Annotated in this window: 11 protein-coding genes and 1 riboswitch; of the genes, 10 read left to right on the top strand and 1 reads right to left on the bottom strand. The window is 64.1% G+C overall.

Translation table 11 applies throughout. The features are described 5' to 3' along the window. Positions 1 to 222 precede the first annotated feature (222 nt). A riboswitch (TPP riboswitch) is annotated at positions 223 to 329 on the top strand. A 98-nt stretch (positions 330 to 427) separates the two neighbouring features. The 10 genes from thiC (at position 428) to ACN8M7_RS02960 (ending at position 11,805) form a co-directional block, all read left to right on the top strand. After that, the gene (gene thiC / locus ACN8M7_RS02915; RefSeq protein ID WP_490259710.1) at positions 428 to 2,323 is read left to right on the top strand and encodes a phosphomethylpyrimidine synthase ThiC; all 1,896 of its coding nucleotides are present in this window, start codon (positions 428 to 430) and stop codon (positions 2,321 to 2,323) included. Between the two features lie 238 nt (positions 2,324 to 2,561). Then, positions 2,562 to 3,161: an NUDIX domain-containing protein gene (locus tag ACN8M7_RS02920; protein WP_490259711.1), complete on the top strand. Its 600-nt coding sequence runs from the start codon at positions 2,562 to 2,564 to the stop codon at positions 3,159 to 3,161. After that, complete coding sequence (locus ACN8M7_RS02925) at positions 3,152 to 3,604, top strand: DUF1249 domain-containing protein (protein WP_061237416.1); 453 nt, start codon at positions 3,152 to 3,154, stop codon at positions 3,602 to 3,604. Before ACN8M7_RS02920 ends, ACN8M7_RS02925 begins: the two co-directional genes overlap by 10 nt. A gap of 140 nt (positions 3,605 to 3,744) precedes the next feature. After that, positions 3,745 to 4,566 (top strand): 3',5'-cyclic-AMP phosphodiesterase, encoded by an 822-nt coding sequence (cpdA, locus tag ACN8M7_RS02930; RefSeq protein WP_197432116.1) that lies wholly within the window; start codon positions 3,745 to 3,747, stop codon positions 4,564 to 4,566. 61 nt (positions 4,567 to 4,627) lie between these two features. Continuing rightward, on the top strand, positions 4,628 to 5,239 hold the full coding sequence (locus ACN8M7_RS02935) for a YqiA/YcfP family alpha/beta fold hydrolase (RefSeq protein WP_061237415.1): 612 nt from the start codon (positions 4,628 to 4,630) through the stop codon (positions 5,237 to 5,239). Positions 5,240 to 5,254: 15 nt separating this feature from the next. Continuing rightward, positions 5,255 to 7,153 (top strand): DNA topoisomerase IV subunit B, encoded by a 1,899-nt coding sequence (gene parE / locus ACN8M7_RS02940; protein WP_061237414.1) that lies wholly within the window; start codon positions 5,255 to 5,257, stop codon positions 7,151 to 7,153. Next, complete coding sequence (locus ACN8M7_RS02945) at positions 7,153 to 8,136, top strand: esterase-like activity of phytase family protein (RefSeq protein WP_490259712.1); 984 nt, start codon at positions 7,153 to 7,155, stop codon at positions 8,134 to 8,136. The genes parE and ACN8M7_RS02945 overlap by 1 nt, the downstream gene beginning before the upstream one ends. A 35-nt stretch (positions 8,137 to 8,171) precedes the next feature. Next, the gene (locus ACN8M7_RS02950; RefSeq protein ID WP_490259827.1) at positions 8,172 to 8,657 is read left to right on the top strand and encodes a retropepsin-like aspartic protease family protein; all 486 of its coding nucleotides are present in this window, start codon (positions 8,172 to 8,174) and stop codon (positions 8,655 to 8,657) included. Between the two features lie 7 nt (positions 8,658 to 8,664). Further along, complete coding sequence (gene parC / locus ACN8M7_RS02955) at positions 8,665 to 10,914, top strand: DNA topoisomerase IV subunit A (RefSeq protein WP_490259713.1); 2,250 nt, start codon at positions 8,665 to 8,667, stop codon at positions 10,912 to 10,914. A gap of 171 nt (positions 10,915 to 11,085) precedes the next feature. Continuing rightward, positions 11,086 to 11,805 (top strand): PqiC family protein, encoded by a 720-nt coding sequence (locus ACN8M7_RS02960; RefSeq protein WP_490259714.1) that lies wholly within the window; start codon positions 11,086 to 11,088, stop codon positions 11,803 to 11,805. A gap of 57 nt (positions 11,806 to 11,862) precedes the next feature. Here ACN8M7_RS02960 and ACN8M7_RS02965 read toward each other — a convergent pair whose 3' ends face one another. Continuing rightward, complete coding sequence (locus ACN8M7_RS02965) at positions 11,863 to 13,074, bottom strand: acyl-CoA dehydrogenase family protein (protein ID WP_061237410.1); 1,212 nt, start codon at positions 13,072 to 13,074, stop codon at positions 11,863 to 11,865. Positions 13,075 to 13,082: the final 8 nt, after the last annotated feature.

Consider the following 13,082-nt stretch of genomic DNA (forward strand, 5'->3'; position numbering starts at 1 on the left):
ATGGATATCGATCCTTGAATAGGCGGTAATCAGCAAGGCTACGGCTCGCCGCAGGCGAGGGTCAAGCGTGCCATGGACGGCATCAGTCTAGCTGGCGGCAAGCTATGTTGCTCATCGGGAACAATCGGCCATCAGCAGTGCCCGCAGTCGTTTTCCGACGCGCGGGTCGGAATTTATTGACCGCCGAGTTGGTTTTCTGCCGCCAGCTTGTTTAGACTGGCCGAGTTCTTGTCGGGGTGCCCCAAATGCGGGGCTGAGATTGGCAGCTGCCGGATCCCGTTGAACCTGATCAGGTTAAGGCCTGCGTAGGGAACAAGATGTCCTCGCCAGTAGACCGGCGAGTCCTCTCGGCACCGCCCAAGGTGTATCTCGCGCCCCCTCTCCCCTCAGGTTCCAACTCCGACACCTATCCCCGGAGAGAGCCTTGATGAGCGCACAACAAGAAAAGAATTTGAGTCCGATTCTGAGCGAGAGCGCCCAGGTCGACCAGCAGTCGGTACAACCCTTCCCCCGTTCGCAGAAAGTCTACATACAAGGCTCACGCCCGGACATTCGCGTACCGATGCGCGAGATCAGCCTGGACGTCACACCGACCGATTTCGGCGGTGAGATCAACGTTCCGGTCACCGTCTACGACACCTCCGGCCCCTACACCGACCCGAACGTCAGCATCGACGTGCGCCAGGGCCTGGCCGACGTGCGCAGCGCCTGGATCGAGGATCGTGGCGACACCGAGAAACTGCCGGGCCTGTCCTCGGAATTCGGCCAGCGCCGCCTCAATGATGCCGAGCTGACCAAAATGCGCTTCGCCCACGTGCGCAACCCGCGCCGGGCCAAGGCCGGGCACAACGTCAGCCAGATGCACTACGCCAAGAAGGGCATCATCACGCCGGAGATGGAGTACGTCGCCATCCGCGAGAACATGAAGCTGGCCGAGGCGCGCGAAGCCGGTCTGCTGGGCGAGCAGCATGCCGGGCACAGTTTCGGCGCCAACATCCCGAAAGAGATCACCCCCGAGTTCGTACGTAGCGAAGTCGCCCGTGGCCGCGCCATCATCCCGGCCAACATCAACCACGTGGAACTGGAGCCGATGATCATCGGCCGCAACTTCCTGGTGAAGATCAACGGCAATATCGGCAACAGCGCCTTGGGCTCCTCGATCGAAGAAGAAGTGGCTAAGCTGACCTGGGGTATTCGCTGGGGCTCGGACACGGTGATGGACCTGTCCACCGGCAAGCACATCCACGAAACCCGCGAGTGGATCATCCGCAACTCGCCGGTACCGATTGGCACCGTGCCGATCTACCAGGCCCTGGAAAAGGTCGGCGGCATTGCCGAAGACCTGACCTGGGAGCTGTTCCGCGACACCCTGATCGAACAGGCAGAACAAGGCGTGGACTACTTCACCATCCACGCCGGCGTGCTGCTGCGCTACGTGCCGCTGACCGCCAAGCGCGTCACCGGCATCGTCAGCCGTGGCGGCTCGATCATGGCCAAGTGGTGCCTGGCGCATCACAAGGAGAACTTCCTCTACACCCACTTCGACGACATCTGCGAAATCATGAAGGCCTACGACGTGTCCTTCTCCCTGGGTGACGGCCTGCGCCCCGGCTCCATCGCCGATGCCAACGACGCCGCGCAATTCGGTGAACTGGAAACCCTTGGCGAGCTGACCAAGATCGCCTGGAAGCACGACGTGCAGTGCATGATCGAGGGCCCCGGCCACGTGCCAATGCAGCTGATCAAGGAGAACATGGACAAGCAGCTGGAATGCTGCGACGAGGCGCCGTTCTACACCCTCGGCCCGCTGACCACCGACATCGCTCCGGGCTACGACCACATCACCAGCGGCATTGGCGCGGCGATGATCGGCTGGTTCGGCTGCGCCATGCTCTGCTACGTCACGCCCAAGGAGCACCTGGGCCTGCCGAACAAGGATGACGTGAAGACCGGCATCATCACCTACAAGATCGCCGCGCATGCTGCGGATCTCGCAAAAGGTCATCCGGGTGCACAGATCCGCGACAACGCGCTGTCCAAGGCGCGCTTCGAGTTCCGCTGGGAAGATCAGTTCAACCTCGGCCTGGACCCGGACACCGCACGCGCCTACCACGACGAGACGCTGCCCAAGGATTCGGCCAAGGTGGCGCACTTCTGCTCCATGTGCGGGCCGAAGTTCTGCTCGATGAAGATCACCCAGGAAGTGCGCGAATACGCCAAGGACCAGCGCATCGACGCCGTCGACCTGGATGCCGAGCAGGGTATGCAGGCCAAGGCCGAGGAGTTCAAAGCGCAAGGTAGCCAGCTTTACCAACGCGTGTAACAGACCGTCATGGAAGCTTGATCTGGCAGCGCTATGCTCGCTAGTGTGACGGGTAACGGGCCGCATCAGACCGTGTGAAAACATAGCGAGCGAAGGTCAGGCAAGGCAAAAAACGGCGAAAAGGCGCAGTTTACGAGCTGTAAATGAGTACTTTGAGCCGTTTTTTAACGCAGCATGAGCGAGCGCAGTAGTTTTCACACAGTCTGAGCTTGGCCCGTTACGACCATCTGGAGTGACCATGGACAAGAACGACATCGACATCATCGAGCGCGAGAACTGCTTTCGCGGCTTCTACAAGCTCGACCGGATCAAGCTGCGCCATCGCCAGTTCGCCGGCAACATGGGCCCGCAACTGACCCGCGAGCTGTTCGTGCGTCACGATGCCGTATGCGTGCTACCGTACGATCCGCAGCGCGACGAAGTGGTGCTGATCGAGCAGTTTCGTGTCGGCGCCATGGACAAGAGCAGCAACCCCTGGCTGCTGGAACTGGTTGCCGGTTTGATCGACAAGGACGAGGAACCCGAGGAGGTCGCGCGGCGCGAGGCCATCGAGGAAGCCGATCTGGCCCTGACGTCACTGTGGCCGATCACTCAGTACTACCCTTCACCAGGCGGTTCGGACGAGCGCGTGCATCTGTTCGTCGGGCGCTGCAGCAGTGAAGGCGCCGGCGGTGTGCACGGCCTGCCCGAGGAGGGCGAGGACATCCGTGTTCAGGTGATGGCGCTGGGAGATGCGCTGGCCGCCGTGCGCGACGGACGCATCGACAACGCTGCCAGCATCATCGCCCTGCAATGGTTGGCGTTGAACCGCGACGAAGTGCGAGGGATGTGGTCGTGAATCTGCTGCGTGAGCGCTATCGGGTCGACCTGGTCGAGCTGCAAGCAGCTTGCGAGGCCAACTACGCACGCCTGATGCGCTTGCTGCCAGAGATGCGCGAGCATACGCAAAGCCGTCGCGTCGCCCTGAGCCAGGGCGAGCACCTGCTCGGCATTCTGGCGCTGGAAGTGCTGGAAAGCTGCCCCTATACCACCACCCTGTGCGTGCGCCAGGAACACAGCCTGCCCTGGCTGCCGGTGCCGCAACTACAGGTACGGGTGTATCACGATGCGCGCATGGCCGAGGTGGTCAGCGCGGAAAACGCGCGACGCCTGCACATCCGCTACCCATACCCCAATGCGGCGATGCACCAGCCGGATGAAAAGAGCCAGCTCAACCTGTTTCTCGGTGAGTGGCTGAGTCATTGCCTGGCCTGCGGCCATGAATCACAGCCAGTGATGTAGGATCCGCCTCCTCGCGATCAAGCTTTCCCCCGGCCGGCCGATAGTGCAAGGTCGTGCCAATTTCTGTGATCTGCGTCTGCTTCCCAGGTTTTCCCTTTGTGGCAGCAACCACCATAATCCACTCGATAATGCCTTAGGAGATGGTCTTGCCGAGCCTGCCCACCCCACCCACTGATTCCTCGGCTCTGCTGGTGCAGTTGTCCGACAGTCATCTGTTCGCCGAAGCGGACGGCAAGCTGCTGGGCATGGATACCTGCGACAGCCTGCAGCGAGTGATCGAGCGGGTGCAGCAGGAGCAGCCGCAGATCGACCTGATCCTGGCCACGGGCGACCTGTCCCAGGACGGCAGCGTCGCGTCGTATCAGCGTTTTCGCCAACTCACCTCGGCCATCGATGCACCGGCGCGCTGGCTGGCCGGCAACCACGATGAAACCCCGCCGATGCAGGCCGCCAGCAAAGACAGTGACCTGCTGGAGCCGGTGATCGACCTCGGGGCCTGGCGCATCATCCTGCTCGACTCCTCGATCCCGGGCGCCGTCCCCGGCTTTCTCGCCGCCAGCCAGCTGGAGTTGCTCGAGCGTGCGCTGAGCGAGGCGCCGCAACGCCATCACCTGATCTGCCTGCACCACCATCCGGTGTCAATCGGCTGCAAATGGATGGAACCCATCGGTTTGCGCAACGCCGATGCCCTGTTCGCCATCCTCGACCGATACCCGCAGGCGCGCGCCGTGCTCTGGGGACATATCCATCAGGAGTTCGACCAGATGCGCGGCAATCTGCGTCTGCTCGCCTCGCCCTCGACCTGCGTACAGTTCGCACCGGGCAGCGAGGATTTCCAGGTCGGCAGCGAAGCGCCTGGCTACCGCTGGCTACGCCTGCATGCCGACGGCAGCCTGGACACCGGGGTATCACGCGTCACCGGCATCCATTTCGAAGTGGATTACAGCGTCAAGGGTTACTGACATACCCCTAATCAGCTTGAAGCTTGCAGCTTGAGGCCCCGGACGAGTAGCCTCCCGCTCCATGACCGCATCCATCCTCTATATCCACGGCCTGAACAGCTCGCCAGCCTCGCACAAGGCAAGCCAGCTGAGCCGCGCCATGGCTCATTTGGGCCTGGAAAACCAGTTGCGCGTACCAGCCCTGCACCATCATCCGCGCCAGGCCATGGCGCAGTTGCAGGCGCTGATCGGCGAACTGGGCGCGCCACTGCTGGTGGGCAGCTCCCTGGGTGGCTATTACGCCACCTATCTGGCGGAGCAACACGGGCTCAAGGCGCTGCTGGTCAATCCGGCGGTACGGCCGCACCTGCGCTTCGACGGCTACCTGGGCCCGCAGAAAAACCACTACAGCGACGAGACCTGGGACCTGACCGCCGATCATGTCAGTGCCTTGGCCGAGTTCGAAGTGGCGCCGCCAGACGATCCGACGCGCTATCAGATCTGGCTGCAGAGCGGCGACGAAACCCTCGATTACCGCGACGCCGAGCGTTACTACCGCGCCTGCGCCCTGCGCATCCAGGCCGGTGGCGACCACGGCTTCCAGGGCTTTGCCGAACGCCTGCCAACGCTCTTCGCTTTCGCCGGCATTAACGCCACACTTTGGCGCGATACCGACTTTTCCGCATTCAATTGATGAACAAGAGACCCTATGGCCCAGCAGAACGCCTATAACGCAGACGCCATCGAAGTCCTTTCCGGCCTCGACCCGGTGCGCAAGCGCCCGGGCATGTACACCGATACCACGCGCCCCAACCACCTGGCCCAGGAAGTGATCGACAACAGCGTCGACGAAGCCCTGGCCGGACACGCCAAGACCATCCAGGTGATCCTCCATGAGGACAACTCACTGGAAGTGCTCGACGACGGCCGCGGCATGCCGGTGGACATCCACCCGGAAGAAGGCGTGCCGGGCGTGGAGCTGATCCTCACCAAGCTGCATGCCGGCGGCAAGTTCAGCAACAAGAACTACCAGTTCTCCGGCGGCCTGCACGGCGTCGGCATCAGCGTGGTCAACGCCCTGTCGACCCGCGTGGTGGTCACCGTCAAGCGCGATGGCAACGAGTACCAGATGAGTTTCGCCGACGGCTTCAAGGCCAGCGAGCTGGCAGTCATCGGCACGGTGGGCAAGCGCAACACCGGCACCAGCGTGCATTTCTGGCCGGACGCCAAGTACTTCGACTCCTTCAAGTTCTCCGTCAGCCGCCTCAAGCATGTGCTCAAGGCCAAGGCCGTGCTGTGCCCGGGCCTGTCCGTGACGTTCGAGGACAAGGCCGCCGGCGAGAAGGTCGAGTGGCATTACGAGGACGGTCTGCGTTCCTATCTGGTCGATGCCGTCAGCGAGTTCGAGCGCCTGCCCGCCGAGCCCTTCTGCGGCACCCTGGCCGGCAACAAGGAGGCGGTGGACTGGGCCCTGCTGTGGCTGCCCGAAGGCGGCGACGCGGTGCAGGAAAGCTACGTCAACCTGATCCCTACCGCGCAGGGCGGCACTCACGTCAACGGCCTGCGCCAGGGCCTGCTCGATGCCATGCGCGAGTTCTGCGAGTTCCGCAACCTGCTGCCGCGCGGCGTCAAACTGGCGCCGGAAGACGTCTGGGAGCGCATCGCCTTCGTCCTCTCGATGAAGATGCAGGACGCCCAGTTCTCCGGCCAGACCAAGGAACGCCTGTCCTCGCGCGAGGCGGCCGCGTTCGTCTCCGGTGTGGTCAAGGACGCCTTCAGCCTGTGGCTCAACGCCAACCCGGAAACCGGCCTAGCCCTGGCCGAGCTGGCCATCAGCAATGCCGGGCGGCGTCTCAAGGCGGGCAAGAAGGTCGAGCGCAAGAAGATCACCCAGGGACCGGCACTGCCCGGCAAACTGGCCGACTGCGCGGGGCAGAACCCGCTGCGCTGCGAACTGTTCCTGGTCGAGGGTGACTCCGCCGGCGGCAGCGCCAAGCAGGCGCGCGACAAGGAATTCCAGGCCATCATGCCGCTGCGCGGCAAGATTCTGAACACCTGGGAAGTCGATGGCAGCGAAGTGCTGGCCTCGCAGGAAGTGCACGATATCGCCGTGGCCATCGGCATCGATCCGGGCTCCAACGACCTCAGCCAGCTGCGCTACGGCAAAATCTGCATCCTCGCCGACGCCGACTCCGACGGTCTGCACATCGCCACCCTGCTCTGCGCCCTGTTCGTGCGTCACTTCCGCCCGCTGGTCGATGCCGGCCATGTCTACGTGGCCATGCCGCCGCTGTACCGCATCGACCTGGGCAAGGAGATTTTCTACGCCCTGGACGACGCCGAGCGCGATGGCATTCTCGACCGCCTGGTCGCCGAGAAACGCCGCGGCAAGCCGCAGGTCACCCGCTTCAAGGGGCTCGGCGAGATGAACCCGCCGCAGCTGCGCGAAACCACCATGGACCCGAACACCCGGCGCCTGGTGCAGCTGACCCTGGATGATTTCGAAGGCACGCGCGAAGTGATGGACATGCTGCTGGCGAAGAAGCGCGCCAGTGATCGCAAGAGCTGGCTGGAAAGCAAAGGCAACCTGGCCGAGGTACTGGCCTGATGCGCCGTCACCTCCTGGCACTCGGTCTGCTGGCCGGCGTCGCGAACGCCGAGCCGGTGGCGCTGGAAGAGCTGCAGCTGCAGGCTGAATACCCGGTGGCGGACATGCCCAGCGGCAACCTTTCCGGCCTGGCCCTGTGCGGCGAGACGCTGTGGGCGGTTTCCGACCGTGACGACGAGCGCATCTACCAACTGCACCGTGAAGAAGGCCTGCTGCGCGCCGAGGCGGAAACCTTCGTCGCCCCGGAGCCGCCCGAGAGCGCCCTTCCCTGGGGCCTGCGCATGCGTAACTGGGCCGCCGGGCTGGTGCGTGGCGGCACGCTGGATTTCGAGGGAATGTCCTGCGACGCGCAAGGCAATCGCTACCTGGTCAGCGAAACCCGCGCTGCCGTGTTGCAGATCAGCAGCAACGGCAGCACGCAGTGGCTCAACCTGCCGAGCGGCCTGGTACGCCAGGCACGTGCCAGCGGCATGCTGCTGCACTTCAACCAGGGTTTCGAAGGCATCGCCATCGACCCTGCAGGCGAACGCCTGTGGCTGGCGGCAGAGCAACGCCGCCGTGGCCTTACCGTGCTGCATCAGCGCGGTAACAGCTGGCGCTGCACCGGCGGCTGCGTGCTGAACAGCGAAAGCGGCGAAGAAGCCTCGCCAGAAGCACTCGGCGGCCACGCGGCACCACGCGACTTCTCCGGCCTGGCCTATTTCGGCGAAAAGCTCTTCACCCTGGAGCGCCAGGCTCATCGCATCTGCCGCCGCACCCTGAGCGACGGCGTCGCGGACATCTGCTGGTCGTTCGCCGCCGAGGCCTTGACCGAGCCGCGTCGCTACACGCCGGACTACGGCATGGCCGAGGCGTTGTGGATCGACAAGGACGGCGCCTGGATCGGCATCGACAACGGCAGCCAGGCCCGCGCCGACGGTGAGGAGCGCCCCATCGTCTGGCGTCTCAACGCGCCCAAGGGCGGCTGGAGCCGGCGCCCGTGAGCGAGCAGACGCCCGGTCGTCGCGCCGGACGAGTGATGTGGGTGCTCGCCTGGGGCGCGGGCCTGCTGCTGGCCACGCATTTCTTCGGCAACTGGGAAGATCGCCAGCACAACCCCAACCAGACGCCGCAGTCGGTGCGTGGCAATGGCTTCGTCGAAGTCAGCCTGGCCAGCAGTCGGCAGGGGCATTACGTGGTCAATGGCCAGATCGATGGGCATGACGTGACCTTCCTGCTCGATACCGGTGCCACCCAGGTGGCGATCCCCAGCGCGGTTGCCGAGCAACTGGGCCTGCAACGCGGAGCACCGATCATCATCAGCACCGCCAACGGCCGTGCCACCGGGCACCGCACGCGCCTGGACAGCCTGCGCCTTGGCGATATCGAGCTGCGCGACGTCGCCGCCTTGATCGCACCCGGCATGGACGGCGACGAAGTGCTGCTGGGCATGAGCGCCCTGAAGCAACTCGAATTCAGTCAAAAGGGCGGCACCCTGGTGCTGCGCCAATCAACCTTGCAATGAGGCCCGCATGAGCGAATCCCTCGATTTGAGCCTGGAAGGCGTTGAACGCCGGTCACTCGCCGACTTCACCGAGCAGGCTTATCTCAACTACTCCATGTACGTGATCATGGACCGCGCCCTGCCGCATATCGGCGACGGCCTCAAGCCCGTGCAGCGCCGCATCATCTACGCCATGAGCGAGCTGGGCCTGGACGCCGATTCCAAGCACAAGAAATCGGCGCGTACCGTCGGTGACGTGCTCGGCAAGTTCCACCCGCATGGCGACAGCGCCTGCTACGAGGCCATGGTGCTGATGGCGCAGCCGTTCAGTTATCGCTACACCCTGGTCGATGGCCAGGGCAACTGGGGTGCGCCGGACGATCCCAAATCCTTCGCCGCCATGCGCTACACCGAGGCGCGCCTGTCGCGTTACTCGGAAGTGCTGCTCACCGAGCTCGGCCAGGGCACGGTCGACTGGGTGCCGAACTTCGACGGCACGATGAACGAGCCGGCGACCCTGCCGGCGCGCCTGCCCAACCTGCTGCTCAATGGCACCACCGGCATCGCCGTGGGCATGGCCACCGACGTGCCGCCGCATAACCTGCGCGAAGTCGCGAGCGCCTGCGTACGCCTGCTGGATGAGCCCGGCGCCACCGTCGAGCAGCTCTGCGAACATATCCAGGGCCCGGACTTCCCGACCGAGGCCGAGGTCATCACGCCCAAGGCCGATCTGCTGAAGATCTACGAGACCGGCCGCGGCTCGGTGCGCATGCGCGCCGTCTATCGCGTCGAGGACGGAGACATCGTCGTCACCGCCCTGCCGCATCAGGTCTCCGGGGCCAAGGTGCTGGAGCAGATCGCCGGGCAGATGCAGGCCAAGAAGCTGCCGATGGTTGCCGACCTGCGCGACGAGTCCGACCACGAGAACCCGACCCGCATCGTCATCATCCCGCGCTCCAACCGTGTGGATGCCGATGAGCTGATGACTCACCTGTTCGCCACCACCGATCTGGAGTCCAGCTATCGGGTCAACACCAACGTCATCGGCCTCGACGGCAAGCCGCAGGTCAAGGATCTGCGCACCCTGCTCAGTGAATGGCTGGTGTACCGCGTCGGTACCGTGCGCCGACGTCTGCAGTTCCGCCTGGACAAGGTCGAGAAGCGCCTGCACCTGTTGGAAGGCTTGCTCATCGCCTTCCTCAACCTCGACGAAGTGATCCGCATCATCCGCAGCGAGGATTCGCCCAAGCCGGTGCTGATGGAAACCTTCGGCCTCACCGATGTGCAGGCCGACTACATCCTCGACACCCGCCTGCGCCAGCTGGCCCGCCTGGAAGAAATGAAGATCCGAGGCGAGCAGGATGAGCTGGCCAAGGAGCGCGAGAAGCTACTGGCCCTGCTCGGCAGCGAAGCCAAGCTGAAGAAGCTGGTGCGCAAGGAAATCATCGAAGACGCCGAGAAGTACGGCGATGACCGCCGCTCGCCGATCGTCGCTCGCGCCGAGGCCAAGGCCCTGTCGGAAACCGAGCTGATGCCGACCGAACCGGTCACCGTGGTGCTCTCGGAAAAAGGCTGGGTGCGCTGCGCCAAGGGCCACGACATCGACGCCACGGGCCTGTCCTACAAGGCCGGCGACGGCTTCAAGGCGGCGGCACCGGGGCGCTCGAATCAGTACGCGGTATTTATCGATTCGACTGGCCGCAGTTATTCGCTGACGGCCCACAGCCTGCCATCAGCGCGTGGCCAGGGTGAACCGCTGACCGGCCGTCTGACGCCGCCGCCAGGCGCCAGCTTCGAATGTGTGATGCTGCCAGAAGACAGCGCGCTGTATGTCATCGCCTCCGACGCCGGCTACGGCTTCGTGGTCAAGGGCGAGGATCTGCAGGCCAAGAACAAGGCAGGCAAGGCGCTGCTGACCCTACCCAACGGCGCCAAGGTGGTCCCGCCCAAACCCGTCAGCAATCTCGAAAACGACTGGCTGGCTGCGGTGACCACCGAAGGCCGCCTGCTGCTGTTCAAGGTCACCGACCTGCCGCAACTGGGTAAAGGCAAGGGCAACAAGATCATCGGCATTCCCGGCGAACGCGTGGCCTCGCGCGAGGAATACCTGACCGATCTGGCCGTGCTGCCCAGCGGCGCCAGTTTGGTTTTGCAGGCCGGGAAGCGTACCCTGACACTCAAAGCCGACGACCTGGAGCACTACAAGGGCGAACGCGGCCGCCGTGGCAACAAGCTGCCGCGCGGCTTCCAGCGTGTCGACCAGCTTCTGGTGGAATAGCGTCGGCAACACGCCTCGTTCTTCCAGAAAACCCGCGCGACCGGCAAGCAGCCAAGGCTGGAGTCATAGCGCGGTTTGACGGATGATACGCGCCCTGGGTCATGTGCAAATGACCCCCTGAATGATATGGGATCGATGTGCAGCTGCCCCAGAAGCGGCTGCCTGGGATTGATGATGACTGTAGTACGCCCTGTGGCCCTGCTTCTGACCGCGCTGCTCGTATTGAGCGGTTGCAGCCTGCTGCAGCAGAAGCCGGTTCCCCTTTACCAACTGGACGGCGGCAAGGCCGTAACTCCCACCAAGGACAATGGTGTGACCGTGCTGGTCGGCCCGATCAGCGTGGCCGATTACCTGCGTCAGCAAAATCTGCTGCAGCGTCAGGCCGACGGCAGCCTGGTCGCGGCCCAGAACGCGCGCTGGGCCAGTGGCCTGGCCAACGATATCGACCAACAGATGCTGCGCCAGCTGGCCTGGCGCCTGGATAGCCAGCGCCTGGTTCTGGCGCCGGCAGCTCCCGGTTTCAGTGCCGATGCGCAGGTCATGCTGACCATCACCCGCCTGGATTCCGGCCCGACCCAGCCGGCTGTGCTGGAGGCGCAATGGCGCCTGCTGGATCGCCGTGGGCAACTGCGCGACAGCCGTCTGATTCGTCTGGAAGAACCGCACAGCGGTCCTCTGGCTGAACAGGTCAAGGCGCAAAGCGCCCTGCTGCAACGCCTGGCAGCCGAGCTGGCGGTGGCCATTCAGCCCATCGCGGCGGCAGATCCGGCGCCTGAACCGTCACGCAAGAAGACGCCGATGGCCAAAGCCAAACCACAGGAACCTGCCCCCGGGCCGAAAATCCCGGTGGCAGAACCTATCAAGATCGACACGGAAGTCTTCCGTTTCTAAGCAAAAAAGCCCGCTATTGCGGGCTTTTTCTTTTACTGCTTGAGACCTTGCAACGCTCTATTTGAGCTCACTGGAGCTCTTGCCCAGCAGCCGGCGCGCGACGATCAGCAACTGAATCTGCTGCGTGCCTTCGAAGATATCGAGAATCTTCGAGTCGCGGGCCCACTTCTCCAACAGCTCATCCTCGCCATAACCCAGCGCACCGGCCAGCTCGACGCACTTGAGCGTCACTTCACTGGCCACGCGCCCAGCCTTGGCCTTGGCGATGGAGGCCTCTTTCGAATTGGGCAACTTGTTGTCGGCCATCCAGGCAGCCTTGAGCGTCAGCAGCCGCGCCGCCTCCCACTCCGCTTCCAGGCGATACAGCGTGGCCTCGGCGTGAGTGACACAGAGCAGCGGCTTGCCGTAGTCGAGACGGCAACCCGCCTTGTTCAACAGTTCACGGGCACGCTCCAGCGCTGCGCGCGCGACACCGACAGCCATGCCGGCGACCAGCGGCCGGGTGTTGTCGAAGGTTTCCATGACCCCGGCAAAGCCCTTCTGCACGTCGATCTCGGCATTGCCCAACAGGTTGGCTGCCGGCACCCGGCAGTCGCTGAAGCTGATCGAAGCGGTGTCGGACGCCTTGATCCCCAGCTTCTTCTCCAGACGCGTAACCGTCATCCCAGGCGTTCCCTTCTCGACCACGAAGGATTTGATCGCCGCTCGCCCCAGGCTCTTGTCCAGGCTGGCCCACACCACGACCGAATCCGCCCGCTCTCCGGACGTGACGAAGATCTTCTCGCCATTGAGGATGTAATGATCGCCGTCCCTCACTGCCGTGGTGCGAATCGCTGCGGAATCGGAGCCGCAGCCCGGCTCGGTGATGGCCATGGCGGCCCAGGTCCGGCCCAGGCGCGCGAGCTGTTCATCGTTGGCCACCGCCGCAATCGCCGCATTGCCGAGCCCCTGGCGCGGCATGGCCAAAAGCAGCCCGACGTCGCCCCAGCACAACTCCATCACACCGAGCAGCGCCGCCATATTGCCGCCGTTCTTGATGCCTTCCTGCTGCTCGCGGGCCGCCCCGCGCTTGCTGGCCGAGCCGGCGCCGACCGCATCGGGCGAGCCTTCGTTCATGCCGTCGAGCAGCGCGGCGAGCAGATCCAGCTCCTTGGGATAGGCGTGTTCGGCCTTGTCGTACTTGCGCGAGATAGGCCGGAAATAATGTTTGGCCACCTGCCCGGCCTGGTGCTGCAGGCCGCGGAATTTCTTCGGGGTTTCCAGATTCATGCAGGCAC

Source organism: Pseudomonas spartinae (genome assembly GCF_965197125.1).
GTDB classification, from domain to species: domain Bacteria; phylum Pseudomonadota; class Gammaproteobacteria; order Pseudomonadales; family Pseudomonadaceae; genus Aquipseudomonas; species Aquipseudomonas composti_A.